Source organism: Tsukamurella sp. 1534 (genome assembly GCF_000312385.1).
Taxonomy (GTDB): domain Bacteria; phylum Actinomycetota; class Actinomycetes; order Mycobacteriales; family Mycobacteriaceae; genus Tsukamurella.
Map to the genome: position 1 here is coordinate 245,054 of NZ_HE997628.1, position 25,244 is coordinate 270,297.

Sequence of the window (25,244 nt, forward strand, 5' to 3'; positions counted from 1 at the left end):
TCCACCGCCGGATCAGCGGCGGAAGCGCAGGGTGGCGATCATGAAGGGGCGCAGCGCCACCCGCACCGCGCCGGTCCCGAGATCGGTGCCGTCCAGGGGCCGCTCCAGGAGGTCCGTGAACACGGCACCGTCGTGCGGGAAGGCCGCGGTCACCGTCGCGTCGGCGCGGCCACCGCGCGACTCGTACAACCGCACCACCACGTCGCCGCTGCCGTCCTCGGCCAGCTTCACGGACTCCACGACCACCGCCGGATCATCCACGGCGACGAGCGGTTCCACGAGGGTGGCGGCACCGTCGACGATCCGCGGCGAGAGGTTGCGCCGGTAGCCCTCCTCGACGGCGTCACCGATCGCGGCGCCCGGCCGGACGGACGCCGACAGCACGTGCCGCCCCCGGTCGGCCTGCGGATCCGGGTAGCGGGGCGCCCGGAGCAGCGACAGCCGCACGACGGTGCGCGTGGCCCCGTCCTCGCCAGTGTGCCGCCCGATGTCGTGGCCGTATGTGGAGTCGTTGGCGACCGCGACCCCGTAGCCGGCCTCGCCGACGTGCACCCAGCGATGCGCGCAGATCTCGAACTTCGCCGCGTCCCACGACGTGTTGGCGTGCGTCGGGCGGAACACGTGGCCGAACTGGGTCTCTGCGGCGCTGCGGTCGGCGTGCACGTCGAGCGGGAACGCCAGTTTGAGTAGTTTCTGCGTCTCGTGCCAGTCGATCTCGGTCTCGATGTCGAGGGCGGGGGAGCCCGCGCGCAGCGTGATCCGCTGCGTGATCGTGGAGTCCCCGAACGTGCGGCGCACCACGACCGCGTCGCCGCCGACCGCCACGGATCCGGCCTCGACAAGGTCGGTCACGTCGCGGCGGTAGAAGGAGTCGATGTCCCACGCCTCCCAGTGGTTCGGGATGTCGCGGTGCACCTGGAGCAGGTTGCCCGGCGCGGCCATCGCCTCCCTGCCGGTCGCTGTGTCGACGAGCGAGACCAGCAGGCCGCGCGCGTCGACGAGGGCGGAGACGACGCCGTTGTCCAGCCGGAAGCCGTCGCCCTCCGCCGTCGGGGCGAGTGGGCTCGCGACGTCGACGAACGCGGCGCCCAACGCGGGCACGCCGTCGCGCGGGTGCGGGGCCGCGTTGAACACCAGCCGCCGGCCGGTCGACGCCGAAATCGGTTGTGCGCCGGCGTCACCGCCGTTCGCCAGCGCCTCCAGGGCGGTGCCGATGATCCGCTCCAGTCGTTTCGCCACCGCCGCGTAGTTGCGCTCGGCGTCCTGGTGCACCCAGGCGATCGAGCTGCCGGGCAGGATGTCGTGGAACTGCTGCAGCAGCACCAGCCGCCAGATCTCCTCCAGTTCCGCGGCCGGGTAGGCGGAACCGGTGCGCACCGTCGCCGTCGTCGCCCACAGCTCGGCCTCGCGCAGGAGGTGTTCGCTGCGCCGGTTGCCCTGTTTGGTGTTCGCCTGCGAGGTGTAGGTGCCGCGGTGGAACTCCAGGTACAGCTCGCCGGACCACCGTGGCGGTGAAACGTATTCGGCCTCGGCGCGCGCGAAGAACGCGGCGGGGGATTCGATGGACACCGTCGGGGAGCCCTCCAGCGAGGCCGTGCGCCGGGCCGCCGCGAGCATCTCCCGAGTGGGGCCGCCGCCACCGTCGCCCCACCCGAACGGGACGAGCGAGCACGTGCCCGCGCCCTGCTCCCGGTAGTTCTTCTGCGCCCGCGCCAGATCCGCGCCGGACAGGTCCGAGTTGTACTTGTCGACGGGCGGGAAGTGCGTGAACAACGCCGTGCCGTCGATGCCCTCCCACAGGAACGTCGAGTGCGGCATCCGGTTCGTCTGGTTCCACGAGAGCTTCTGCGTGAGGAAGTAGCGTGATCCCGCGGCCGCCACGATCTGCGGCATCGCCGCGGAGTATCCGAACGAGTCCGGAAGCCACGCCTCGGGGGTGTCCACCCCGAACTCCTCGAGGAAGAACCGCTTGCCCTGCACGAACTGTCGCGCCATCGCCTCGCCCCCGGGCATGTTCGTGTCGGCCTCCACCCACATGCCGCCCACCGGGACGAACCGCCCCTCGGCCACCTTCTCCCGGATTCGCTCGTACAGGTCCGGGTAGCGCTCTTTGACCCAGGCGAACTGCTGCGCGGACGAGCACGCGAACCGGAACTCCGGATCGCGGTCCATGAGGTCCACCACGTTGGCGAAGGTCCTGGCGCACTTCCGCGCCGTCTCCCGGACCGGCCACAGCCACGCCGAGTCGATGTGCGCGTGTCCCACCGCCGAGACCCGGTGCGCGCTCGCGTACGCCGGCCGCTCGAGAGCGCCCGCCAGCTCGGCGCGGCCCGCCGCCGCGGTGCCCGGAACGTCGTGCGGGTCCACCGCATCGAGCATCCGCTCCAACGCGCGCAGCACCTCGTGCCGTCGTGGCAGATCGAACGGCAACTCGTGCATGAGGCCGTTCAGCGTCCACACGTCCTGCTGCAACTCCCACACGGCGAGGTCCCGCTGCGCCAGCTCGATCCGGCCCAGCCAGTACAGCGGACCGTCGCCCGCGGTCGTCCTGTCGCCCAACGGGGTCGGCGAGACGAAGTCCCCGCCGAGGTCCGGGTTGGCGGCCGCCTCGATGTACAGGTCCACGCGCTCGCCAGGCTCCAGCGGGACGTGGGCGTTGAACGGCGAGACGCCCTTGACGACGGTGCCGTCGGCCCGGTAGACCAGCGCCTCCGCGTTGAATCCCGGCCCGCCGGTGAAGCCCAGCTCTACCCGCAGTTCCGTCGCACGGGCGCCGTCCGCCGCCCACGCCGCTGGAGGAGCGCCGGTCACGTGCAGCCAGAGCGTGGACCACGGCGCGCCCCACGGAGTTCCCTCCACGATCGGCGTGAACTCCTGCCGGGCCGCCTCGGCGAACGGCACTGGCTCCCCGGGCGCGGCCCACGCCGTCACCGTGACCGGTGCCGTCTCGCCGTACACGGCCCCGTTGAGGAAGCCGTTCACGAACCTGTCGAGACGCTCTTCGGTCAGCCGCCGGTCGTCATGCATGACCGAAGATTACGACCTCAGGGCGTGTGATGGGCGGCGAAGGAAACGCCGAGGCGGGACCGTTCGCCGGCCATCGGGGACTCGACGGCCGGGACGTCGTTCTGCGCGCGCACGGTCATCACCCTGAGGCGCCGGGGCGACCGCCCTATGTGCGGTCGCTAGGCTGGCCCCATGCAGGCGATCGCGCGGTGGTGGGATTCGGTCGAGCTCTGGCTCACCGGTCTGCCCTTCGTGCCGCAGGTCGTGCTGGTGATGGTTGTGCTCGCGATGATCGCAATACTGGTGGTTCGGGTACTGACCGCGCTCATCGATCGCGTCGCAGACGCGCTCGACGCCCGCCTGGCGCGCGCCGGACACACCGACGCCGCAGGTCGGGAGCCATATGAAGGGAACGATGACGGTGTCTGAGAGCAGCGGAGGCAGGCGACTGCCGATCCCCAAGTCCAAGGTGACCCTCGCGCTGATCGGGTTGCTGGTGCTGCTCGTCGTCGCGTGGGCGCTCACCCTCTGACCGAGGCCTCGTACCATTCCCGCCTGACCTGCCCGCGCGACGAGAACGGCGAGAATTGACCGACAGGACCCTGCGCGGCCGCGCCCGCGGCGTGGTCGCCGTCGCCCTGGTGACCCTGCTCACCGCGTGCGGGGGCGGCGCGACGGACGATCCGGACGGCGTCGACATCTCCAGCGGCGAGTACCAGGTGAACCTGGTGGGCTTCGCCGCCGCCAAGCCCGCGTTCGACAAGGCCATCCCTCTGTTCCGCGAGTCCAACCCCGACGTGGGCTTCTCGCAGTCGTACGGCGCCTCGGGGGACCAGTCCCGTAAGGTCGCGCGGCACGTCCCCGCCGACGTGGTGAACTTCTCCGTACAGCCCGACGTGACGCGCGACGTCAAGGCCGGCGTGATCGACGCGGACTGGGAGAAGGCGCACCCCTACGATTCCGTGCCGTTCTCCTCGTACGTCGCCGTGGTCGTGCGACCCGGGAACCCCAAGGGCATCCACGACTGGCAGGACCTGCTCAAGCCCGGCGTCGAGGTGATCACCCCCAATCCGGCCAGCTCCGGCTCCGCCAAGTGGAACCTGCTCGCCCCGTACGCCGCGCTGTCCGACGGCGGCAAGAACCCGGCGGCGGGGCTGGACTTCGTCAAGCGGCTCGTCCGCGAGCACACCACCGTCAGCCCCGGCTCCGGCCGCGACGCGACCGCCGCCTTCGAATCGGGGCAGGGCGACGTCCTGCTCAGCTACGAGAGCGAGGCCGTGCTGCTGCAGCGCCAGTCCGAGGCCGGCCGGAAGCCGCGGCCCGAGTACTTCATCCCGCCCCAGACGGTGCGGATCGAGCTGCCCGTCGCCGTGGTGAACACCGCCCAGGACCCCGAGGCCGCGCGGCGGTTCGTGGACTTCCTGTTCTCGCCGGCCGCCCAGCGCGCGCTGCCGGCCTCCGGTTTCCGCGCCTCGGATCCCGCGATCGCCGCCGAGACCGCGAGCCTGTTCGGCGCGCAGCCGCAACGGGTGTGGACCGTCGAGGAGCTCGGCGCCGAGCTCGGCAGGGGCACCGCGGCCAAGAACAAGGGCAAGGACCTCACCGGATGGCCCGCAGTGGACGCCGCGCTGTTCGGCGACAAGGGCACCGTCTCCGCCGCCTACAAGTCCGGGGGCAAGTGATGCGCGCGCTGGGGTCGCTGCGCATCGGCGTGGCGTGGCTGTGGGTCTCCGTGATCGTGCTGCTGCCGATCGCGGCCATCACGACCAAGGCCTTCGACAACGGCTTCTCGGGCTTCTGGGAGGCGCTCACGGCCAGGAACGCGGTCTCCACGCTGCTCATCACGGTGTGGGTGTCGCTCCTGGTGACGCTCCTCAACGTGGTGATGGGCACCGTGATCGCCTGGGTGCTGGTGCGCGACGACTTCCCCGGGAAGGGGATCGTCAACGCCCTCATCGACCTGCCGTTCGCGCTGCCCACCATCGTCGCGTCGATCGTGCTGCTCTCGCTCTACGGGCCGGACAGCCCCATCGGCCTGACGCTCAACGCCACCCAGCCCGCGCTGATCATCGCCCTCGCGTTCGTCACGCTGCCGTTCGTGGTGCGGCAGGTGCAGCCGGTGCTCATCGAGCTCGACCGGGAGGTCGAGGAGGCCGCGGCGTCGCTGGGCGCGCCGAACCGCGTCATCGTGGCCACCATCGTCCTTCCCACGCTGCTGCCCGCGATCCTGTCCGGCGCCGGGCTCGCGTTCACCCGCGCGATCGGCGAGTTCGGCTCCGTCGTCCTCGTGGGCGGCAACATCCCGGGCCAGACCCAGGTGGCCTCGCAGTACATCCAGCAGCAGCTCGAGGTCGACAACCAGGTGGCCGCCTCCGCGGTGTCCGTGGCGCTCCTCGCGATCGCGTTCGTGCTGCTGGCCGTCATGCGCGTCGTCGGATCGCGGGCCGCGAAGCGGGAGGAGACGGACGAATGAGGCTGTCGAAGAAGTCGGTCCTGGGGCTGCGCACCGTCGCCCTGCTCTACCTGTTCCTGCTCCTGATCCTGCCGATCGCGATCATCCTGTACCGCTCCTTCGAGCGTGGTCTGGGCGTGTTCTGGGAATGGATCACCACGCCCGCGGCGATCTCGGCGCTGCAGCTGTCGATCCTCATCGTGCTGATCGTGGTGCCGCTCAACGTGGTCTTCGGCGTGCTCACGGCCCTGGCGCTGGCGCGCACGAGGTTCCGCGGGAAGGCCGCCCTGCAGGCCGCGGTGGACCTGCCGTTCGCGGTGTCGCCGGTGGTCGTGGGCGTCGCCCTGATCATGCTGTGGGGCGTCGGCGGCTGGTTCGGAGGCATCGAATCGACGGGCTTCCGCATCGTGTTCGGCCTGCCGGGCATGGTGCTCGCCACGATCTTCGTGACGCTGCCGTTCGTGGTCCGCGAGGTGGAGCCGGTGCTGCACGAGATCGGCACCGAGCAGGAGGAGGCGGCGTCGACCCTGGGCGCGAACGCGTGGCAGACGTTCTGGCGGATCACGTTGCCCGCGATCCGCTGGGGCCTGACCTACGGCGTGGTGCTCACCGTCGCGCGGGCGCTGGGCGAGTACGGGGCCGTGCTCATGGTGTCCTCGAACTTCCCGGGGATCTCGCAGACCCTCACCCTGCTGGTGAGCTCCCGCAACCACGACGACTACAACACCTTCGGCGCCTACGCGGCCGCGACCCTGCTCATGGGGCTCGCGCTCATCGCGCTCGTGGTGATGACCCTGCTCGAAGCGACCCGGCGGAGGAACCGAGATGACGATTAGCGTGGTGGGCGCGAACAAGCACTACGGTGACTTCGCCGCCCTGGACGACGTTTCCCTGGAGATCCCCGACGGTTCGCTGACCGCGCTGCTCGGCCCGTCGGGTTCCGGGAAGTCGACGCTGCTGCGGTCGATCGCCGGCCTGGACCGGCTCGACTCGGGACGGGTCGAGATCAACGGCGCCGACGTGACCGACGCCTCGCCGCAGGAGCGGGACATCGGCTTCGTGTTCCAGCACTACGCGGCGTTCAAGCACATGACGGTGCGGGAGAACGTCGCGTTCGGACTGAAGATCCGGAAACGCCCCGCCGCCGAGGTCAAGGCGAAGGTCGACGAGCTGCTCGACGTGGTGGGCCTCGCGGGCTTCCAGAAGCGGTACCCCGCGCAGCTGTCCGGCGGCCAGCGCCAGCGGATGGCCCTCGCCCGCGCTCTCGCGGTGGACCCGCAGGTGCTGCTCCTCGACGAGCCGTTCGGCGCCCTCGACGCCAAGGTGCGCGACGAGCTGCGGGCGTGGCTGCGCCGCCTGCACGACGAGGTGCACGTGACCACCGTGATCGTGACGCACGATCAACAGGAGGCCCTCGACATCGCCGACCGGATCGCCGTGCTCAACAAGGGCAGGATCGAGCAGGTGGGCACGCCGGAGGACGTGTACGACAGGCCCGCGACGCCGTTCGTCATGTCGTTCCTCGGCTCGGTGGCCAAGCTCAACGGAGTCATGGTGCGGCCGCACGACATCCGCGTCGGCCGTACGCCCGAGATGGCCCGAGCCGGCGGCCTCACCTCGGAGGAGGCGGGCGTGCTGCGGGCCGAGGTGGAGCGCGTCGTGTACCTCGGATTCGAGGTGCGGGTGGAGCTCAGGAACGCCGCCACGGGCGAGCGTTTCCAGGCGCAGATCACCCGTGGCGACGCGTCCGCGCTGGACCTCTCCGACGGCGACGTGGTGTACGTCCGCGCCACCCACGTGCCGGAGATCGCCGCGCGGAATTAGGTTGTGCGCATCGGTACCGTGGTCGGTATGACCGATACCGGCGGAATCGACTTCCAGCGCGTCACGACCCCCGAGCAGTACACCGGCTTCCAGGAATGCGCGTCCATCGGCTTCCAGCACCGACTGGAGAACGCCGAGGCGTGGACCGAGGCGATCCTGGCCGATCTCGAAAACCTCGATCACCGGGTCGCCGTCGACGGCGGCCGCACCGTGGGCACCTTCCTCTCCTTCGATCAGGAGCTCACCGCGGTCGGCGGTGCCCGCGTGCCCGTGCGCGCCGTCTCGGCCGTCACCGTGCTGCCCACGCACCGCCGCCGCGGGATCCTGGGGCGCCACATGCGCGAGTGCCTCGCCACCGCCGTCGAGAACGGCGCCGCCGCAGCGACTCTCATCGCGGCGGAGCACGCCATCTACGGCCGCTACGGCTTCGGGCAGAGCACCGAGGTCGTGGACTACCGGATCACCGTGGACCGGGCCCGGCTGCCGCGACCGCCCGTCGACGAAGTGCGGTACGTGTCCGGCGAGGAGTACCTCGAGGCGGCGAACCTGATGCGCGAGGTTCTCACCTTCCCCGGCCGGGTCTCACGCCTGGACGTCAACGGCCGCAAGGCCGCCGGCGTCCTCGGCCCCGACACCGGCGACAAGCAGCGGCTCGTGCTGCGCCGCGGCGGGGAAGTGGCGGGCGTGCTCTCGTACACCGTCGCCGGCAAGTGGTCCGACGCACGACCCGATTCGACGGTCACCGTCACCGAGTTGCTCGGCGTCGACGCCGCCGCCGAGCGCGACCTGTGGGCGTTCGCCATGAGCATCGACTGGGTGACCTCGGTCGTGGCCGCGCAGCGTGCGCTGGACGACGTGGTGACCACGGTGCCCGCCGACCCGCGCACCGTTCAGGTGTCCAATCGCATGGACTACCTGTGGATCCGGCCGTTCGACGTGCCGGCGCTGTTTTCCGCGCGCCGCTACGCCGCGCCCGGCCGCCTGGTGCTCGACGTGACCGATCCCGGGTTCGACGATGCCGGCCCCGGTCCCGCGCACGGGCGGTTCGCCATCACCACCGACGGCGGCGCGGGGGAGTGCGTGCGCACCGATGAGCCCGCGGACCTCGCGGTCGGCCTCGCCGACCTCGGCCGCCTGTGGCTGTACGACGAGCCCGTGTCCCGGCGGGTGGCGCTCGGCGACATCCGCGAGCTGGCCGACGGCGCCGCCGCCCGTGCGGATCTCATGCTGTTCAGCCCGCGCCGGCCGTGGACCGTCGAGATGTTCTGATGCGCGACCCGGCGACCTCGCCCGCGCTCCTGCGGGTGGAGCGGGACATGCACGTGTCCGGGCTGAAGTACGCACTGGAGTGGCCGCCGCAGGGAGCCGTGGAGCTGTGGTTGTCGTTCCCCGGGATCACCGGTGCCACCGGAATCGGATTCCTCCCGGATGCCGGCGAGGAGTACGAGACGTACCACGTCGCGGACCAGATGCAGGAGTACGTGCTGGACTCACTCCGTGTGCGCGGACGTGCCCGCACCTGGCCGCGTGCCGTAATCGGCGGTGCTCCGCTCTGGGCTGCGATGCACGACGGAGTCGCCGTGTGGGAGAGCGTCGACGGCTCGGAGCGACATCGGATCGGCGAGTTGCCGGAGGGGCGGTAGAGCAGGGCGATCGACTCGCGGATGACTCTCTGATCCTGTCCGGGGTGGACACGCTGTCACGGACGGACAGAATCCGAGAGCTCGGTTCTCGTCGACCTGCGCTCCCGGGCCGCGCCCCGATCAACAGGGCGCGGCGGCGGACCGTCGGGCCTACTCCAGGTGGGCGAGGGCGTTGCCGACCAGGCCGGCGGCGAGCGTGTTGCCGCCCGCCGGATCGATGAGCAGGAAGCTGCCCATCTCCCGGTTCTTGTCGTAGTCGTCCGCCACGATCGGCTCGGCGGTCTGCACGGCGATGCGGCCGATCTGGTTGAGCTCCAGGCCGTCTCCCTCGGCGATCGCCAGGTTCTGCTCGTCGAACACGGCGTCGACGCCGCCCACGATCGCCTGCGTGGTCTTGGTGCCGTGCTTGAGCAGCAGGCGCGCGCCGATCCGCAGCGGCTTCTCCGCCAGCCAGCACACGGTGGCCTCGAACTGCTGCATCGGCTCGGGGGCGTCGGCGGCGGAGACGATGACGTCGCCGCGGGAGACGTCCACGTCGTCGGCGAGGATCACGGTGACCGAGCGGCCGGTGTGCGCCGAGGCCAGCTCACCGTCGGCGGTGTCGATGCGCTCGACGCGGCTGCGCGTGCCCGCGGGGAGCACCAGGACCTCGTCGCCCACGTCGACCGTGCCCGCGGCCACCTGACCGGCGTAACCGCGGTAGTCGGGGAATTCGGGCGTGCGGGGACGGATCACGTACTGCACCGGGAACCGGAAGCCGATCGGCTTGGTGTCGGGGTCCGTGGGGATCGACTCCAGATGCTCGATCAGCGACGGGCCGTCGTAGAACGGGGTTCCCGTGGAGCGGGAGGCGACGTTGTCGCCGTGCAGCGCCGAGACGGGGATCGCGTGCACCGAGTCCTCGGCCCAGCCGAGCGAGCGGGTGAGCTCGCGGAACTCGGCCGAGATCTGCTCGAACACCGCGGCCGCGTCCTCGACGAGGTCGATCTTGTTGACCGCCAACACGAGTCGCGGAACACCGAGTAGCGAGAGCACCGCGGCGTGCCGGCGGGTCTGCTCGATGACGCCCTTGCGCGCGTCCGTCAGCAGGATCACCACCTGTGCGGTCGACGCGCCGGACACCGTGTTGCGGGTGTACTGCACGTGCCCGGGGGTGTCGGCGAGGATGAAGGACCGGCTCGGCGTCGCGAAGTACCGGTAGGCCACGTCGATCGTGATGCCCTGTTCGCGCTCGGCGCGCAGGCCGTCCACGAGCAGCGACAGGTCCGGGGTGTCGAGCCCCTTGTCGACCGACGCGCGCGTGACCGCGTCGATCTGGTCCGCGAGAACCGACTTCGTGTCGTACAGCAGCCGCCCGACCAGAGTGGACTTACCGTCGTCGACCGAGCCGGCGGTAGCCAGGCGCAGGAGCGCGGGAGCGCTGCTCATCAGAAGTAGCCTTCCTTCTTGCGGTCTTCCATGGCGGCCTCCGAGACCCGGTCGTCGCCACGGGTGGCGCCGCGCTCGGTGAGCCGCGACGCCGCGACCTCGGCCATGATCTGCTCGTTGTCCGAGGCGGTCGACTCGATCGCGCCCGTGGTGGAACCGTCGCCCACGGTGCGGTACCGCACCGACAGCGTGCGCACCTGCTCACCCTCGCGGGGGCCGCCCCAGACCCCGGACGTCATGAGCATGCCGTCGCGGTCGTACACCTCGCGCTCGTGCGCGTAGTAGATCGACGCCAGCTCGATGTCCTCGCGCGCGATGTAACGCCAGATGTCGAGCTCGGTGAAATTGCTGATCGGGAACACCCGCACGTGCTCACCCGGTGCGTGCCGGCCGTTGTACAGGTTCCACAGCTCGGGGCGCTGCTTCTTCGGGTCCCACTGCCCGAAGGCGTTGCGCAGCGAGAAGATCCGCTCCTTGGCGCGGGCGCGCTCCTCGTCGCGGCGGCCGCCGCCGAACACCGCGTCGAACCGGTTCTCGGTGATCGCGTCGAGCAGCGGCACCGTCTGCAGCGGATTGCGGATGCCGTCGGCGCGCTCCTCCAGCCGGCCGTCGGCGAGGTAGTCCTCGACCTTCGCCACGTGCAGGCGCAGGTTGTACTTCTCGACCATCCGGTCGCGGAAGTCGAGCACCTCGGGAAGGTTGTGCCCGGTGTCCACGTGCAGCAGCGCGAACGGCAGCGGCGCCGGCCAGAACGCCTTCACGGCGAGGTGCAGCAGGACCGTCGAATCCTTGCCGCCCGAGAACAGGATGACGGGGCGCTCGAACTCGCCCGCCACCTCCCGGAAGATGTGAATGGCCTCGGATTCGAGCGCGTCCAGCGTGCTGAACTCGCTGTCCGCGGGCGTGGTGGGGGGCTCGGTGATGGTCATGAGGCGTGCAATCCGCATTCTGTCTTGGTCGAACCGGCCCAGCGGCCGCTTCGAGGATCGGATCCGGGTTCGGGCTTCTTGGTGCACGGCTGGCAGCCGATCGACGGGTAGCCCTCGTCGACCAGCGGGTTCACCAGGATGCCGTTCTCGTCGATGAACTGCTGCATCCGCTCGTCGGACCAGTCGACGATCGGGTTCACCTTGAGCAGGCCGAAGCCCTCGTCGAACGAGATGAACGGCGCGTTCGCGCGGGTGGGCGACTCGACCCGGCGGATCCCGGTGACCCAGGCGCGGTAACCCGAGAGGGTCTCGCGCAGCGGCACCACCTTGCGCAGGTTGCAGCACTGCGCCGGGTCGCTCGCGAACAGGTCCTTGCCGACGGTGGCGTCCTGCTCGCCGACGCTCTGCGCGGGCGTCACGTTGAGCAGTTCCACCTCGTAGATCGACTCGACCGCGTCGCGCATGCCGATGGTCTCCGGGAAGTGGTAGCCGGTGTCCAGGAAGAGGACCTTCGGCCGCTCCTGCACCTGCTTGGCGAGGTGCACCAGCACCCCGTCCTGCATGTTCGAGGCCACCACGAAGTCCTCGCCGAAGGTGTCCATCGTCCACTGGAGCAGGGTGAGCGCGTCGGCGCCCTCCAGCTCCTTCGACGCGCGCTCCGCGAGGGCGCGCAGCTCGTCGGCGTCGCGTCCGGTCAGGGGGTTCGACGGTGTCGTGTGGGGCGCGTTCATCGCAGGTCCTCATCCGCGGCGCGGAGCGTCCACTGCGCGAACCGCTCGTCGGGCTCCCGCTGTGCCACGAAGTTCCGCACCACTCGCTCGATGTAGTCCCCGAGCTCCGTCGACAGCACCTTGTGCTGGCGCAGCTTGCGGCCGAACCCGCTGTCGAGCCCGAGGCTTCCACCAAGGTGAACCTGGAAGCCCTCGACTTGATTCCCCTCGTGGTCGTCCACGAGCTGGCCCTTGAAGCCGATGTCGGCCACCTGGGACCGGCCGCACGAATTGGGGCAGCCGTTGATGTTCACCGTGATCGGGACGTCCAGCTGCGCGTTGATGTCGGCGAGCCGCTCCTCCAGGTCCGGCACCAGCACCTGCGAGCGCTTGCGCGTCTCGACGAAGGAGAGCTTGCAGAACTCGATGCCGCTGCACGCGATCAGGTTGCGGCGCCAGATCGACGGGCGGCCCTGCAGGCCCAGCGGCTGCAACTCGTCGATCAGGGAGTCGACCCGGTCGTCGGGGACGTCGAGGACGATGAGCTTCTGGTACGGCGTGAACGCGGCACGGTCCGAACCGACCCGCTCCATCGCGTCGGCGACCCCGCTCAGGACGGTGCCCGAGACGCGGCCGGCGATGGGGGAGAAGCCGACGGCGTTGAGGCCGTTGCGCAGCTTCTGCACGCCGATGTGGTCGACCGGGCGCTCCGGCTTCTCGGGCGCGGGACCGTCGATCAGCGTGCGGCCGAGGTACTCGGTTTCGAGGACTTCACGGAACTTCTCCACGCCCCAGTCCTTGACCAGGAACTTCAGCCGCGCCTTCGCGCGGAGCCGCCGGTAGCCGTAGTCCCGGAAGATCGAGACCACGCCCTCCCACACGTCGGGTACCTCGTCGAGCGGGATCCACGCGCCCAGCCGCTGCGCGAGCATCGGGTTCGTCGACAGGCCGCCGCCGACCCACAGGTCGAGGCCGGGGCCGTGCTCGGGGTGCTCGACACCGACGAAGGCGACGTCGTTGATCTCGTGGACCACGTCCTGCTGGCCCGAGATGGCGGTCTTGAACTTGCGCGGCAGGTTCGAGTACTTCGGGTCACCGATGTAGCGGCGCACGATCTCGTCGATCGCGGGCGACGGGTCGAGGACCTCGCCGAAGGACTCGCCGGCCAGCGGAGAACCGAGCACCACGCGGGGGCAGTCGCCGCAGGCCTCGGTGGTCTTGAGGCCGACGGCCTCGAGGCGCTTCCAGATCTCGGGAACGTTCTCGATCTCGATCCAATGGAACTGGACGTTCTCGCGATCCGAGAGGTCGGCGGTGTCGCGGCCGAACTCGGTGGACAGTTCGCCGAGGGTGCGCATCTGCGCCACGTCGAGCTTCCCGCCGTCGCACCGCACCCGCATCATGAAGTACGGCGCTTCCAGCAGATCGATGTTCTCGTCGCCCGTGTACGTGCCGTCGTAACCCTGCTCACGCTGCGTGTAGAGGCCCCACCAGCGCATCCGCCCGCGCAGATCGGCCTTGTCGATCGAGTCGAAGCCCTGCTTCGAGTAGATGTTCTCGATCCGGGCCCGCACGTTGAGCGGGTTGTCGTCGCGTTTGGTCTGCTCGTTCGCATTGAGGGGAGTGCGGTACCCCAGCTTCCACTGACCCTCCGACTTGCGCTTGGCAGGACGCGTGCGCGCCGGCCGCGTCGGCCGCGTCGGGGCGGCGTCACCGGCGGAGGGGACAGGGGCGTCGGCGATCGACGTCATGGAGACTCCTGGGATTCATGGGATGGCGCGCCAGGGCTGGTGGCGCTCAGGGGCTCGACGCGCGAGGACGCGTCGGGAATCAGGCCCGACAGCCGCTGCTGCAGACCCGCAGGTAGTCGATGTGCCGGCGCGATGCCAGCAGCTCACCCTGTCCATCCATCGAGATCATTGTGCCACCGGATGGGCGCAGATGTGGAATCGGGTTCCGCTCACCGGTGCGCGAAATCCCGTGCCTGCGGACCTGCCAGACTGGACCCGTGCCCGTGCCCTCGACCCCAGAGCTCCGCCGGCTCGACGGTGCGACACCGTTCGGCCTGTACCTGCACGTTCCGTTCTGCGCGACACGCTGCGGGTACTGCGACTTCAACACCTACACGGCCGGTGAACTGGGGGGCTCCTCCTCGCCGCAGGCGTGGGCCGAGGCGATCGACGGCGAGCTCGCGCTGGCCAGGCGCACCGTCGGCGATGCCGAGGTCTCGACGGTGTTCGTGGGCGGGGGCACCCCGTCGCTCCTGGGCGGCGACGGCCTGGCGGCCCTGCTGGACACCGCGCACCGTCATTTCCGGTTCGCCGACGACGCGGAGATCACCACCGAATCCAATCCCGAGTCCACCTCGCCCGAGTTCTTCGCCCGACTCCGGGAGGCGGGGTTCACACGGGTGTCGCTGGGCATGCAGTCGGCGGCCGAGCACGTCCTTCGCGTCCTCGACCGCACGCACACCCCGGGAAGGGCCGTCGCTGCGGCGCGGGAGGCGCGCGAGGCGGGATTCGAGCACGTCAACCTGGATCTCATCTACGGCACGCCGGGGGAGTCCGACGACGACCTGCGGGCCTCGCTGGGCGCCGTGCTCGACGCGGGTGTCGATCACGTGTCGGCCTACGCCCTCATCGTCGAGGACGGCACGGCGCTGGCCCGTCGGATCCGCCGCGGCGAGCTCCCCGACACGGACGACGACGTGCTCGCGCACCGCTACGAGATGGTCGACGCGGCGCTGCGGGACGCCGGATTCGACTGGTACGAGGTGTCCAACTGGGCCCGCAGCGAGGCCGGGCGGTGCCGGCACAACGAGCTGTACTGGGAGGGCGCCGACTGGTGGGGAGCCGGGCCCGGCGCGCACGGGCACGTCGCGGGCACGCGATTGTGGAACGTCAAGCACCCGGCCCGGTACGCCGAGGCCGTCGCCCGCGGCGAGCTGCCGGTTGCCGGTCGCGAGACGCTCACGGACGAGGAGAAGCACGTCGAGGATGTGATGCTCCGGGTGCGGATGCGCTCCGGGCTGCCGCTCTCCGCGCTGCGCGCGGAGGAGGCCGTCCGCGCCGATCGTGAAGTGGCGCAGGGCAACCTGTCGCGCGAGGGGGAGTCGTACGTGCTCACCGACGCCGGCCGGCTGCTGGCCGACGGGGTGGTCCGCCGGATCCTGGATTGAGGGGTCGGAGGATCACGACAGCCCCCACACCACCGTCACGGTCACCTTGAGGGACTGCTCGCCGGTCTCGATCGGCACCGGCGACGCGGCCGCGCCGGGGACGCCGTTGGCGCCGAACTCGCGGGTGGTCGGCTTGGTGGTGACGGGGACCTCGCTCACCGTGCGCACCTCGCCGAGCGAGCCGCCCGAGAGCTTCGCGTACTGCTCGGCGCGGGTCTTCGCCTCGGCGAACGCCTTGTCCCGCGCCGACGCCTTGAGCTCGTCGTCGTTCTCGATGTCGAAGCCGACCGACTCGATCCGGGTCGCGTCGCCGCCCGCCGTGGTCACGTCGCCCAGCAGCTTCGACGCCGTCTCCAGCTTGTGCACCTTGATGGTCAACGACTGGGTGGCCTCGTACGACGTGATCTCGGAGCCGGGCCCGTAGCGCGGATTGAGCTTCACGTTCGCCGTGCTGATCTGCGCCTTGTCCACGCCGTTCGCGCCCGCCGCGTCGATCACCTTCTGCGCGCGCGCCGACGCCTCGTTGAGGGCGGTGGAGACGTCGCCGGCCTGGTGCTGCACCGACATCTGCACGGTGAGCACGTCGGGCTTACCCGAGGACTCGCCGACGCCGACCGCCGTGATCTCCCGCGGGGAGTCGTTGGAGGAACCGGAGGAGCCGCACGCCGTCAGCGCGCCCGCCGTCAGGGCCGCGGCCAACAGCGCCGCACTCGTCCGTCGTGCCGTGGTCGATCCGGAATTGGACATGACCTCAGGGTGCCAGCGCTCCGCGCGCCCCGTGGCGCTTCGCCGGTTACGGCAACGCCGTCCCCGGTTACCCCAACTCCCATTCCACGGTGACCCGGGCGGACACGGTGCGCTCGCCCGCGTGCATCGCCGGGGCGCCGCCGCCGGGCGCGGCGCGCGCCGCGAACATCACCTCGCGCTGCGGGGCGGCCCGGGGTTCGTCGACGATCGACAGCACCGCTCCCAGCGACGCCCCGGCGAGCGCGGCGTACTGCTCGGCGCGCGCCCGCGCATCCGCGAACGCCGCCTCCCGCGCAGCGGCGGCCGGGCGCTCACCGTCGGACAGCGCGAACGTGACGGAGTCGATCCTGGCCGCGTCCCCGGCGGCGACCGCGACGGCCTGCAGCACCCGCGCCGCGTCCGCGACGTCCCGGACGGTGAGTACGAGGGCCTCGGTCGCGGAGTAGCCCTCCAGCCGGCGGTCCTCCCAGGGCCCCGTCTCGACGGTCTGCAGTCCGAGGTCCGTGGTGGCGACATCGGCCTCGGCGACGCCGGCGGCGCGCACCGCGTCCACCACGGCGCGGGCGGCGTCCCCGGCGCCGGCGAACGCGGACTGCACGTCGGCGGCGCGCTTCTCGACCCCCACCCGCGCCACCACCACGTCCGGGATGGCGGGGGCTGAGCCGGTGCCGGTCAGGCGGATGGAGCGCGTCATGGTGGATCCCTTCAGTCGCGGCGGGCGTGTTTGCCGTACGCCCCCGAGGATGCCGGACGCGGCGGGGTGCCGGGCGGCAGCGCGTGCACGCGGCAGTGCAGGACCTCGCGCCCGCGCAATGCGGAGCGCACCGCGCGATGCAGGCCGTCCTCCAGGTACAGGTCGCCGTTCCACTCGACCGCGTGCGGGAACAGGTCGCCGAAGAACGTCGAGTCCTCGGACAGCAGCCGGTCCAGGGCGAGCACCGTCGTCGTGGTCACGATGTCGGACAGGCGCACCTGCTGCGGCGGGATCTGAGACCATTCCCGGGCGGTGAGGCCGTGGTCGGGATACGGCTTCCCGTCGATGACGCCCTTGAAGATCACGGCTCGACTGTAGCCCGCGTAAACTGGACCTTCGAGAGAAGACGATGGGAACGGGAGGTGTCACGCCCACGATGTCGACCACCGAGGACCGTCGATTCGAGGTGCTGCGCGCGATCGTCGCCGATTACGTGGAGACGCAGGAGCCCGTGGGCTCCAAGGCCCTCGTCGACCGGCACCACCTGGGCGTGTCCAGCGCCACCGTCCGCAACGACATGGCGGTCCTCGAGGCCGAGGGCTACATCACCCAGCAGCACACCAGCTCGGGCCGGATCCCCACCGAGAAGGGGTACCGGCAGTTCGTCGACCGGATCGCCCAGGTCAAGCCGCTGTCGGCCGCGGAACGGCGCGCCATCCTGCAGTTCCTGGAGACCGGGGTGGACCTCGACGACGTGCTGCAGCGCTCGGTGCGGCTGCTGGCCCAGCTCACCCGCCAGGTCGCGGTGATCCAGTACCCGGTGCTGAGCTCGGCGCGGGTGCGCCACCTGGAGGTGGTCGCGCTCGCCCCCACCCGCCTGCTGCTGGTGGTGATCCTCGATTCGGGCCGCGTGGAGCAGCGTCTCGTGGAGCTGGGTGACCCGGCGTCCGACGAGGACCTCTCGCGGCTGCGGGAGCTGTTCGGCGCCGCGGTGCACGGCAAGCTCATCCCGGACGCCTCGATGGCCGTCGCGGATCTGGCGCCGCTGGCGGACCGGGACCTGCGGGACGCCGTGATCCGGGTGTCGACGGTGCTCGTCGAGACCCTCGTCGAGCGCGCCGACGACCGCCTCGTGCTCGGCGGCACCGCGAACCTCACCCGCAACGCGGGCGATTTCGACGCGATGTCCGGATCCCTCCGGAGCGTGCTGGAGACGCTGGAGGAACAGGTCGTCGTGCTGAAACTGCTCACCGTGCGGCAGCAGCCGGGCATGGTGTCCGTGGCCATCGGGTCGGAGACGCAGGACGAGAACCTGCGCGGGACCTCGGTGGTGTCCACCGGCTACGGTTCGTCGGGCGCCGTGTTCGGCGGTGTGGGCGTGCTGGGGCCGACCCGCATGGACTACCCGGGCACCATCGCCTCGGTGGCGGCCGTGGCGCGGTACGTCGGCGAGGTTCTCGGCGACCGCTGACCTCGCCGAATGGCCGCATCGCCATACGTGGTGGAATCATGGGTTGAGTGCGGGTGTGTCAGGTCCGCAGACAGAACGTAGACGACGAAGTACGTGCAAGGGGATTTATCAACCGTGGCCCGTGACTACTACCGCATCCTCGGGGTCGATTCGAAGGCCTCCGACCAGGAGATCAAGCGCGCGTACCGGAAGTTGGCCCGCGAGCTGCATCCGGATGTGAATCCCGACGAGGCGGCGCAGGAGAAGTTCCGCGACGTCTCCGACGCGTACGAGGTCCTCAGCGACCCCGAGAAGCGTCGCGTCGTGGACATGGGCGGTGATCCGCTCGACAGTTCACCCGGGGGCTTCGGCGGCGCCGGCGGCTTCGGCGCCGGCGGATTCACCGGCGGCCTGGGCGACGTCTTCGAGGCGTTCTTCGGCGGCGGGATGGGCGGCGGCGGCCGCGGGCCCCGCGGCCGTGTGCGCCCGGGCAACGACGCCCTCATCCGCATGGAGCTCGACCTGGAGGAGTGCGCGACGGGCGTGAGCCGGGAGCTCACCGTCGACACCGCGATCCTGTGCGACAAGTGCCACGGCTCGGGCACCGAGGGCGACTCCAAGCCGTCGATGTGCCCCACCTGCCACGGCGCCGGCGAGGTGCAGTCGGTGCAGAGGTCGTTCCTCGGCCAGGTCATGACGTCGCGGCCGTGCCCCACCTGTTCCGGGGCCGGCGAGGTCATCGAGAACCCGTGCACCAAGTGCAGCGGCGACGGCCGGGTGCGCTCGCGCCGCTCGCTCACCGTGAAGATCCCCGCCGGCGTCGGCGACGGGATGCGGGTGCGGCTGGCCGGTCAGGGCGAGGTGGGCCCGGGCGGCGGCCCCGCCGGCGACCTCTACGTCGAGGTCACCGAGTCCGAGCACGAGTTCCTCGTCCGCGAGGGCAGCACGCTGCACGTCACCGCGCGGGTGCCGATGTTCGACGCCGCGCTGGGCGGCAGCATCGACGTGCCAACCGTGATCGACGGGGAACTCACCGTGGAGATCCCGCCCGGCACCCAGTCCGGCGACACCAAGGTGCTCCGCGGCCACGGCATGCCCCAGGTGAACGCGCAGACGCGCGGCAACCTGGTGGTCCACTTCGACGTGGTCGTGCCCGCGCGCCTGGACAAGAAGCAGACCGAGAAGCTGCGCGAGTTCAAGGCGCTGTTCCCCGGGGAGCAGCCGCAGGTGGCGCGGCGCGGCACCGCCGACCAGGGCGGCGGCCTGTTCTCCCGCCTGCGCGACACGTTCGCCGGACGGTAACCGCCGGTGGCGGCCACCGTCTTCCTCGCCGAGCGGCTGCCCGCCCCGGGCGAGGAGTGCCTGCTCGACGGTGACGAGGGGCGCCACGCGGCGGCCGTCCGCCGGATCCGGGTGGGGGAGGAACTGGTGCTCTCCGACGGTGCCGGGGGCTTCGCCCGGTGCTCCGCGGCCGCCGTCGGCAAGGCCGATGTGACGCTCCGCTGTGCCGAGGTGTGGACGGTGCCGGCGGCGTCGCCGCGCGTGGTACTGGTTCAGGCGCTGCCCAAGTCCGACCGCGCGGATCTCGCCGTCGAACTCGCCACGGAGGCGGGGATCGACGAGATCGTGCCGTGGCAGGCGGCCCGTTGTGTGGCGCGGTGGGACGGCGGCAAGGGCAAGGCCGAGAAGGGTGTCGCGCGGTGGCGCGCCGTTGCCCGCGCGGCGGCGAAACAGGCTCGGCGAGCGTATGTTCCGCGCGTGCACGACGTGGTGACGACGCGAGAACTCGTTCCACTACTCACCAGTATGGATGCGAATGTAGTTGTCTTGCACGAGGGTTCGGCGGTGCCTCTCGGCGAAGTTGACTTCTCGGTAACCGAAACCGTCGTTATTGTGGTGGGACCGGAGGGCGGAATCAGCCCCGAGGAACTGGACGCCCTGGTCGCGACGGGTGCGCAGCCCGCGCTCCTCGGACCGACGGTGCTGCGGACATCCACGGCCGCGGCCGTCGCACTCGGGGCGATCGGTGTCCTGACCACCAGGTGGGAGCAGACCCCACCCGCATAGCGGGTATTCGACGAGGAGATTGAAGAACGATGGCGCGTCGCATCTTCTACGGCAGCGAGGAATCGCAGCACGGGCACTTCTACCCGGGTGACGCCTCCAAGCCGCTCATCACGCTGGTGCACGGCGGCTACTGGCGCAATCTCTACACCATGACGATGGAGTCGAAGATCGCCAAGGACCTCAACCAGCGCGGATACCCCGTCTGGAACGTCGAGTACCGCCGCGTCGGCGAGCCCGGCGTCAAATGGCCGATCCCCGGCGAGGACGTACTGGCCGCCGTCGATTACGGCACCGAGAAGCTGGCCGGCCCGGCCGGGCACATCGTGGCCGCGCACAGCGCCGGCGCCACGCTCGCGGTGTGGGCCGCGGCGCAGCGCCCCGAGCTCCTCGGCGTGATCTCCCGCGGCGGCGTGCTCGACCTCATCGAGCGCGGCGACGGTGACCAGTCCATGCGGCTGCTGTTCGACCTCGGCCCCAACGCGAATCAGCGCCTGCTCAAGCGCACGTTCGCGCAGGCGAGCCCCGTCGCGGCGATGCCCTTCAAGACCCGCGTGCGCGCGCTGCACGGCCGGCTCGACGAGCAGGTTCCCTACCAGCTCTCCGAGTGGTTCCTCTCGCAGGCGCAGGAGAACGGCATGGACGCCGCGCTCACCATGATCGAGGGCGAGGGCCACGACGACTTCCTGGAGCCGGGCTCCAAGGGCCACGCGGCCACGCTCGCCGCCATCGAGGAGCTGACCAGCACGAAGTAGTCAGAGGGACGCGTTCGCCGTCCGCTGAACCGGCGGGGCGAATCTCGGAGGCGGCGCGGCCCTTCGAGGGACTAAACTGGGCGTATCCGCCTCGGCTGGGGCGGTGACCGCCGCAGACCGAAGGAATGACCCACCGCGTGGCAGACGCACACAGTTCCGATACCCGTAGCCCGGCCGCAGGCCCGGCACGGTCCACCATCGAGATCCCCATCGAGCTGACCTTCGGGCTGCTCGGTCCCGCGGACGCCAACCTCCGCGCCCTCGAAGGAGCGCTCACCGCGGACATCCACGCCCGCGGGAACGTGCTCACGCTGTCCGGGACACCTGCCGACGTGGCGCTCGCCGAGCGCGTGGTCGCCGAGCTGCTGGCCGCGGTCCGCAGCGGTGTGGCGGTGAGCCCCGAGGAGGTGCGCCGCTCGGTCGCGATGATGACCGACGGTTCCGGCGAATCGCCGGCCGAGGTGCTGACGCTGGACATCATCTCGCGCCGCGGCAAGACGGTGCGCCCGAAGACGGTCAACCAGAAGAAGTACGTGGACGCGATCGACGAGCACACCATCGTGTTCGGCGTGGGCCCGGCGGGCACCGGCAAGACGTACCTCGCGATGGCCAAGGCCGTGCAGGCGCTGCAGTCCAAGCAGGTCAGCCGCATCATCCTGACGCGTCCCGCCGTCGAGGCCGGCGAACGGCTGGGCTTCCTCCCGGGCACCCTCAACGACAAGATCGACCCGTACCTGCGGCCGCTGTACGACGCGCTGCACGACATGATGGACCCCGAGGCCATTCCGAAGCTGATGGAGGCGGGCGTGATCGAGGTGGCGCCGCTCGCGTTCATGCGCGGCCGGTCGCTCAACGACGCGTTCATCATCCTCGACGAGGCGCAGAACACCACCGCGGAGCAGATGAAGATGTTCCTCACGCGCCTCGGTTTCGGCTCCAAGATCGTGGTCACGGGCGATGCCTCACAGGTGGATCTGCCCGGCGGGGCGATGAGCGGGATGCGCGCCGCCGTCGACATCCTGCGCGGTATCGACGACATCCACATCTCGGAGCTGACCAGCGCCGACGTGGTGCGGCACCGGCTCGTCGCGGAGATCGTCGACGCCTACGCCCAATTCGAGGCGCAGCTCGCGAGCACCAAGCGCCCGCAGCTGGGCGGCGCCCGACGGATTCCGGGGCGCCGATGAGCATCGAGTTCGCCAACGAGTCCGGATTCGACGTCGACGAGGCCGAGGTCGTCGCCATGGCGGCCTTCGCCATCGCCGCGATGGACGTGCACCCGGGCGCCGAGCTGAACATGCTCGCGGTCGACCTGGACACCATGGCCGACCTGCACGTGAAGTGGATGGACCTGCCCGGGCCGACCGACGTGATGAGCTTTCCGATGGACGAGCTCACCCCCGGCGGCCGCCCGGACATGGCCGACGCCGGCCCGGCGACGCTGGGCGACATCGTGCTGTGCCCGCAGTTCGCCGCCGAGCAGGCGCAGTCCGCGGGGCACTCGACGGAGCACGAGCTCAACGTGCTCACGGTGCACGGCGTGCTGCACCTGCTGGGCTTCGACCACGCCGAGCCGGACGAGGAGCGCGAGATGTTCGCACTCCAGGACAGCATCATCGCCGAGTACTACGCGCAGGAGCGCGACAAGGAGCGTCGCGCCCGGCAGGCCGCGCGCGACGACAGGCTCCTGGGGCGCACCGGCTTCCTGGGGCGGCGGGACGGCTAAGTGCAATCGTCGATCCTCCTGATCGTCGGCGTCGTCGCCTTGGTGCTCCTGGGCGGGCTGTTCGCGGCGATCGACTCCGCCCTGCTCACCGTCTCGCCCGCGCGCGTCGAGGACCTCGTCGACGAGGGACGCCCCGGTGCGAAGCGCCTGCAGCGGCTGCTGAACAACCGGCCGCTGTACGTCAACCTCGTGGTGCTGTTGCGCACGGCCTGCGAGATATCGGCGACGGTGCTCCTGTTCCTGGTTCTCGATCGCGCCCTGTCCACGGTGTGGACCGCGGTGGTCACCGCCGCGGCCATGACGGTGATCAGCTACGTGCTGATCGGGGTCGGCCCGCGCACCCTGGGCCGGCAGCACGCGTACTCGCTGGGGTGCTCGACCGCACTGATGGTGCAGGCCATCGCGATCCTCATCGCGCCCGTCACCCGCCTGCTGATCCTGCTGGGCAACGCCGTCACTCCGGGGCGCGGCTTCCGCAACGGGCCGTTCGCGACGGAGGTCGAGCTGCGCGAGCTGGTCGACATGGCGCAGCAGCGCGGCGTGGTGGCCGAGGACGAGGGCAAGATGATCCAGTCCGTCTTCGAACTCGGCGACACGGCCGCGCGCGGCGTCATGGTGCCGCGCCCCGAGATCGTGTGGATCGAGGCGGGCAAGACGGTCGCGCAGGCGGTCCGGCTCGCCGTCCGGTCCGGGCATTCGCGGATCCCCGTCATCGGGGAGAACGTGGACGACGTGCGGGGCGTCGTCTACCTCAAGGACCTGGTCGCACTGCCCGACGGTGCCGACCGGCACGCCATCGATGTGGCCGAGATGGCCCGGCCCGCGGTGTTCGTGCCCGATTCCAAGCCCGTGGACGCGCTGCTGCGGGAGATGCAGCGGACCAACAACCACATGGCCGTGCTGGTCAACGAGTACGGCTCCATCGCCGGCCTGGTGACGATCGAGGACGTGCTGGAGGAGATCGTCGGAGAGATCACCGACGAATACGACGCGGGCGAGATCGCCCCCGTCGAGGACCTCGGCGAGGGCCTCTTCCGGGTGTCCGCGCGCCTCGACCTGGAGACGCTCGGCGAGCTCTTCGACGAGGAGATCGAGGAGGACGAGGTGGACACCGTGGGCGGCCTGCTGGGGCTCGCGCTCGGCCGGGTGCCGCTGCCCGGTTCCGAGGCGCAGGCCCACGGCCTGGTGCTGGAGGCCGAGGGCGCCACGAACCGTCGTGGGAGGATGCGGATCACGACCGTCCTGGTGCGGCGCGCCGAGGACGGGAACGGCGAGCCGGAGGACGGCGCCGACGACGAGGAGAAGGAGACCGCGTGAGCGAGCCGAGCGAGGAGGACCGCAAGCTCGTGACGCTGGCGCGCGGTGCGATGGGACGGGCGGGGGCGCCGCACGGCGCCGCCGTGCGCGACCTGGACGGGCGCACCTACGCGGGCGCCCCCGTGCGCCTGGACGCGCTCGCGCTGACCGGCCTGCAGGTGGCCGTCGCGTCCGCGCTGAGTTCGGGCGCGGAGGGCTTCGAGGCCGCGGTCCTGGTGGGCGATGCCGACGACGCCGACGCGGGCGTGGCGGCGCTGCACGAGGTCTCCGGCACCGCGCCGGTGCTGCTGTTCGACGCGGCGGGGGAGGCCCGACGGTGACCGGAACCCCCGAGGCCGAGACCGGCGGACCCGAGACCGGCGAGGACGAATTCCGTTCCGGGTTCGTGTGTTTCGTCGGACGCCCGAACACGGGCAAGTCCACGCTGACCAACGCGCTGGTGGGCACGAAGATCGCGATCACCAGTTCGCGGCCGCAGACCACCCGTTCCACGATCCGCGGCATCGTCAACCGGCCGAACTGCCAGCTGATCCTGGTGGACACCCCCGGCCTGCACCGGCCGCGGACCCTGCTGGGGCAGCGGCTGAACGACCTGGTGCGGGACACCTACTCCGAGGTGGACATCATCTGCCTCACGATCCCCGCGGACGAGAAGATCGGCCCGGGCGACAAGTACATCCTCGATCAGGTGCGGCACATGGCGCCGCGTACGCCGCTGCTGGGCATCGTGACCAAGATCGACAAGGTCGGACGCGACAAGATCGCAGAGCAGCTCATGGCGGTCTCGCAGTTCCTGGGTGGGGAGTCGGACGTGATCCCCGTGTCCGCCACCTCGGGGGAGCAGGTCGAGGACCTGGTGCAGCTGCTGGCGTCGAAGATGCGGCCGGGGCCCGCGTTCTACCCGGACGACGAGGTCACCGACACCGACGACGACACGATGATGGCCGAGCTGATCCGCGAGGCCGCCCTGGAGGGCGTGCGGGACGAGCTGCCGCACTCGCTGGCCGTGACCATCGAGGAGGTCCTCGAGCGCGAGAAGACCGAGGCGCAGGAGAAGTCGGGTAAGCCGGGCCTCCTGGAGGTGCACGCGCTGCTGTACGTGGAGCGGCCCTCGCAGAAGGCGATCATCATCGGCAAGGGCGGTTCGCGGCTGAAGTCGGTGGGCACCGCGGCCCGCGGCGAGATCGAGAAACTGCTGGGCCGCAAGGTGTTCCTGTCCCTGCACGTGAAGGTGGCCAAGGACTGGCAGCGCGACCCCAAGCAGCTGGGCCGCCTGGGCTTCTAGCGCCCCAGCAGCCGCTGCCACCCCCGGATTGCGGCG

The 25,244-nt window shown here is 70.7% G+C and carries 25 protein-coding genes; 17 read left to right on the forward strand and 8 right to left on the reverse strand.

What is annotated here, in order from left to right; translation table 11 throughout:
- Positions 1-12: 12 nt before the first annotated feature.
- A complete protein-coding gene (locus tag BN39_RS19240) occupies positions 13-3,027 on the reverse strand; it encodes a glycoside hydrolase family 38 C-terminal domain-containing protein (RefSeq protein ID WP_019204079.1) in 3,015 nt (1,004 codons plus the stop codon).
- A 171-nt stretch (positions 3,028-3,198) separates the two neighbouring features.
- Here BN39_RS19240 and BN39_RS19245 point away from each other — a divergent pair, with 171 nt between their 5' ends.
- From BN39_RS19245 to BN39_RS19275, 7 genes are all read left to right on the forward strand, one after another.
- Complete coding sequence (locus BN39_RS19245; RefSeq protein ID WP_019204081.1) at positions 3,199-3,435, forward strand: hypothetical protein; 237 nt, start codon at positions 3,199-3,201, stop codon at positions 3,433-3,435.
- A gap of 158 nt (positions 3,436-3,593) precedes the next feature.
- On the forward strand, positions 3,594-4,688 hold the full coding sequence (locus BN39_RS19250) for a sulfate ABC transporter substrate-binding protein (protein WP_019204083.1): 1,095 nt from the start codon (positions 3,594-3,596) through the stop codon (positions 4,686-4,688).
- Positions 4,688-5,479: a sulfate ABC transporter permease subunit CysT gene (cysT, locus tag BN39_RS19255; RefSeq protein WP_019204084.1), complete on the forward strand. Its 792-nt coding sequence runs from the start codon at positions 4,688-4,690 to the stop codon at positions 5,477-5,479. Before BN39_RS19250 ends, cysT begins: the two co-directional genes overlap by 1 nt.
- Entirely contained in the window at positions 5,476-6,294 is an 819-nt protein-coding gene (gene cysW, locus BN39_RS19260) for a sulfate ABC transporter permease subunit CysW (RefSeq protein WP_019204085.1), read from the forward strand. Before cysT ends, cysW begins: the two co-directional genes overlap by 4 nt.
- On the forward strand, positions 6,284-7,282 hold the full coding sequence (locus BN39_RS19265; protein ID WP_040768730.1) for a sulfate/molybdate ABC transporter ATP-binding protein: 999 nt from the start codon (positions 6,284-6,286) through the stop codon (positions 7,280-7,282). Before cysW ends, BN39_RS19265 begins: the two co-directional genes overlap by 11 nt.
- A 27-nt stretch (positions 7,283-7,309) precedes the next feature.
- Positions 7,310-8,551, forward strand: a complete 1,242-nt coding sequence (locus tag BN39_RS19270; protein ID WP_148281538.1) for a GNAT family N-acetyltransferase — start codon at positions 7,310-7,312, stop codon at positions 8,549-8,551.
- A complete protein-coding gene (locus BN39_RS19275) occupies positions 8,551-8,925 on the forward strand; it encodes a hypothetical protein (protein ID WP_019204088.1) in 375 nt (124 codons plus the stop codon). Before BN39_RS19270 ends, BN39_RS19275 begins: the two co-directional genes overlap by 1 nt.
- 150 nt (positions 8,926-9,075) lie before the next feature.
- On the opposite strand, the gene BN39_RS19280 is transcribed toward BN39_RS19275, so the two are convergent.
- The 4 genes from BN39_RS19280 to BN39_RS19295 are packed head-to-tail and all read right to left on the reverse strand — an operon-like array spanning position 9,076 to position 13,743.
- The gene (locus tag BN39_RS19280; protein ID WP_019204089.1) at positions 9,076-10,353 is read right to left on the reverse strand and encodes a sulfate adenylyltransferase subunit 1; all 1,278 of its coding nucleotides are present in this window, start codon (positions 10,351-10,353) and stop codon (positions 9,076-9,078) included.
- Positions 10,353-11,282 (reverse strand): sulfate adenylyltransferase subunit CysD, encoded by a 930-nt coding sequence (gene cysD / locus BN39_RS19285; protein WP_019204090.1) that lies wholly within the window; start codon positions 11,280-11,282, stop codon positions 10,353-10,355. The genes BN39_RS19280 and cysD overlap by 1 nt, the downstream gene beginning before the upstream one ends.
- Complete coding sequence (locus BN39_RS19290) at positions 11,279-12,013, reverse strand: phosphoadenylyl-sulfate reductase (RefSeq protein WP_019204091.1); 735 nt, start codon at positions 12,011-12,013, stop codon at positions 11,279-11,281. Before BN39_RS19290 ends, cysD begins: the two co-directional genes overlap by 4 nt.
- Positions 12,010-13,743: a nitrite/sulfite reductase gene (locus tag BN39_RS19295; protein WP_019204092.1), complete on the reverse strand. Its 1,734-nt coding sequence runs from the start codon at positions 13,741-13,743 to the stop codon at positions 12,010-12,012. The genes BN39_RS19290 and BN39_RS19295 overlap by 4 nt, the downstream gene beginning before the upstream one ends.
- A 257-nt stretch (positions 13,744-14,000) precedes the next feature.
- On the opposite strand from BN39_RS19295, the gene hemW reads away from it, so the two are divergent.
- Positions 14,001-15,170, forward strand: a complete 1,170-nt coding sequence (gene hemW, locus BN39_RS19300) for a radical SAM family heme chaperone HemW (protein WP_019204093.1) — start codon at positions 14,001-14,003, stop codon at positions 15,168-15,170.
- A 12-nt stretch (positions 15,171-15,182) separates the two neighbouring features.
- Here hemW and BN39_RS19305 read toward each other — a convergent pair whose 3' ends face one another.
- The 3 genes from BN39_RS19305 to BN39_RS19315 all read right to left on the reverse strand — a co-directional run bounded on the left by BN39_RS19305 (position 15,183) and on the right by BN39_RS19315 (position 16,976).
- Positions 15,183-15,917 (reverse strand): SIMPL domain-containing protein, encoded by a 735-nt coding sequence (locus BN39_RS19305; protein ID WP_040768731.1) that lies wholly within the window; start codon positions 15,915-15,917, stop codon positions 15,183-15,185.
- Between the two features lie 67 nt (positions 15,918-15,984).
- Positions 15,985-16,611, reverse strand: coding sequence for an SIMPL domain-containing protein (locus BN39_RS19310; RefSeq protein ID WP_019204095.1), 627 nt, complete (start codon positions 16,609-16,611; stop codon positions 15,985-15,987).
- A gap of 11 nt (positions 16,612-16,622) precedes the next feature.
- Complete coding sequence (locus tag BN39_RS19315; RefSeq protein ID WP_019204096.1) at positions 16,623-16,976, reverse strand: type II toxin-antitoxin system VapB family antitoxin; 354 nt, start codon at positions 16,974-16,976, stop codon at positions 16,623-16,625.
- 71 nt (positions 16,977-17,047) lie between these two features.
- On the opposite strand from BN39_RS19315, the gene hrcA reads away from it, so the two are divergent.
- From hrcA to era, 9 genes are all read left to right on the forward strand, one after another.
- Positions 17,048-18,082 (forward strand): heat-inducible transcriptional repressor HrcA, encoded by a 1,035-nt coding sequence (gene hrcA, locus BN39_RS19320; RefSeq protein WP_019204097.1) that lies wholly within the window; start codon positions 17,048-17,050, stop codon positions 18,080-18,082.
- A 114-nt stretch (positions 18,083-18,196) separates the two neighbouring features.
- On the forward strand, positions 18,197-19,363 hold the full coding sequence (gene dnaJ / locus BN39_RS19325) for a molecular chaperone DnaJ (protein ID WP_019204098.1): 1,167 nt from the start codon (positions 18,197-18,199) through the stop codon (positions 19,361-19,363).
- A gap of 6 nt (positions 19,364-19,369) precedes the next feature.
- Positions 19,370-20,128, forward strand: coding sequence for a 16S rRNA (uracil(1498)-N(3))-methyltransferase (locus BN39_RS19330; RefSeq protein WP_019204099.1), 759 nt, complete (start codon positions 19,370-19,372; stop codon positions 20,126-20,128).
- A gap of 29 nt (positions 20,129-20,157) precedes the next feature.
- Entirely contained in the window at positions 20,158-20,880 is a 723-nt protein-coding gene (locus BN39_RS22445; protein WP_019204100.1) for a S9 family peptidase, read from the forward strand.
- A gap of 125 nt (positions 20,881-21,005) precedes the next feature.
- Complete coding sequence (locus tag BN39_RS19340) at positions 21,006-22,067, forward strand: PhoH family protein (protein WP_019204101.1); 1,062 nt, start codon at positions 21,006-21,008, stop codon at positions 22,065-22,067.
- Positions 22,064-22,606 (forward strand): rRNA maturation RNase YbeY, encoded by a 543-nt coding sequence (gene ybeY, locus BN39_RS19345; RefSeq protein WP_019204102.1) that lies wholly within the window; start codon positions 22,064-22,066, stop codon positions 22,604-22,606. The genes BN39_RS19340 and ybeY overlap by 4 nt, the downstream gene beginning before the upstream one ends.
- The gene (locus BN39_RS19350) at positions 22,607-23,923 is read left to right on the forward strand and encodes a hemolysin family protein (RefSeq protein WP_019204103.1); all 1,317 of its coding nucleotides are present in this window, start codon (positions 22,607-22,609) and stop codon (positions 23,921-23,923) included.
- Positions 23,920-24,243: a cytidine deaminase gene (locus tag BN39_RS19355; RefSeq protein ID WP_019204104.1), complete on the forward strand. Its 324-nt coding sequence runs from the start codon at positions 23,920-23,922 to the stop codon at positions 24,241-24,243. Before BN39_RS19350 ends, BN39_RS19355 begins: the two co-directional genes overlap by 4 nt.
- The gene (gene era, locus BN39_RS19360; protein ID WP_019204105.1) at positions 24,240-25,208 is read left to right on the forward strand and encodes a GTPase Era; all 969 of its coding nucleotides are present in this window, start codon (positions 24,240-24,242) and stop codon (positions 25,206-25,208) included. The genes BN39_RS19355 and era overlap by 4 nt, the downstream gene beginning before the upstream one ends.
- The last annotated feature ends 36 nt before the right edge of the window (positions 25,209-25,244 follow it).

What these genes read in the sequence shown, in the direction of transcription:
- BN39_RS22445 (WP_019204100.1), top strand. Translation starts at nt 20,158, where the DNA reads ATGGCGCGTCGCATCTTCTACGGCAGCGAGGAATCGCAGCACGGGCAC.
- ybeY (WP_019204102.1), top strand. Translation starts at nt 22,064, where the DNA reads ATGAGCATCGAGTTCGCCAACGAGTCCGGATTCGACGTCGACGAGGCC.
- BN39_RS19280 (WP_019204089.1), bottom strand. Translation starts at nt 10,353, where the DNA reads ATGAGCAGCGCTCCCGCGCTCCTGCGCCTGGCTACCGCCGGCTCGGTC.
- BN39_RS19290 (WP_019204091.1), bottom strand. Translation starts at nt 12,013, where the DNA reads ATGAACGCGCCCCACACGACACCGTCGAACCCCCTGACCGGACGCGAC.
- cysD (WP_019204090.1), bottom strand. Translation starts at nt 11,282, where the DNA reads ATGACCATCACCGAGCCCCCCACCACGCCCGCGGACAGCGAGTTCAGC.
- BN39_RS19270 (WP_148281538.1), top strand. Translation starts at nt 7,310, where the DNA reads ATGACCGATACCGGCGGAATCGACTTCCAGCGCGTCACGACCCCCGAG.
- hrcA (WP_019204097.1), top strand. Translation starts at nt 17,048, where the DNA reads ATGTCGACCACCGAGGACCGTCGATTCGAGGTGCTGCGCGCGATCGTC.
- BN39_RS19310 (WP_019204095.1), bottom strand. Translation starts at nt 16,611, where the DNA reads ATGACGCGCTCCATCCGCCTGACCGGCACCGGCTCAGCCCCCGCCATC.
- BN39_RS19240 (WP_019204079.1), bottom strand. Translation starts at nt 3,027, where the DNA reads ATGCATGACGACCGGCGGCTGACCGAAGAGCGTCTCGACAGGTTCGTG.
- BN39_RS19275 (WP_019204088.1), top strand. Translation starts at nt 8,551, where the DNA reads ATGCGCGACCCGGCGACCTCGCCCGCGCTCCTGCGGGTGGAGCGGGAC.
- BN39_RS19295 (WP_019204092.1), bottom strand. Translation starts at nt 13,743, where the DNA reads ATGACGTCGATCGCCGACGCCCCTGTCCCCTCCGCCGGTGACGCCGCC.
- BN39_RS19265 (WP_040768730.1), top strand. Translation starts at nt 6,284, where the DNA reads ATGACGATTAGCGTGGTGGGCGCGAACAAGCACTACGGTGACTTCGCC.
- BN39_RS19245 (WP_019204081.1), top strand. Translation starts at nt 3,199, where the DNA reads ATGCAGGCGATCGCGCGGTGGTGGGATTCGGTCGAGCTCTGGCTCACC.
- cysT (WP_019204084.1), top strand. Translation starts at nt 4,688, where the DNA reads ATGCGCGCGCTGGGGTCGCTGCGCATCGGCGTGGCGTGGCTGTGGGTC.
- BN39_RS19305 (WP_040768731.1), bottom strand. Translation starts at nt 15,917, where the DNA reads ATGTCCAATTCCGGATCGACCACGGCACGACGGACGAGTGCGGCGCTG.
- BN39_RS19340 (WP_019204101.1), top strand. Translation starts at nt 21,006, where the DNA reads ATGACCCACCGCGTGGCAGACGCACACAGTTCCGATACCCGTAGCCCG.
- cysW (WP_019204085.1), top strand. Translation starts at nt 5,476, where the DNA reads ATGAGGCTGTCGAAGAAGTCGGTCCTGGGGCTGCGCACCGTCGCCCTG.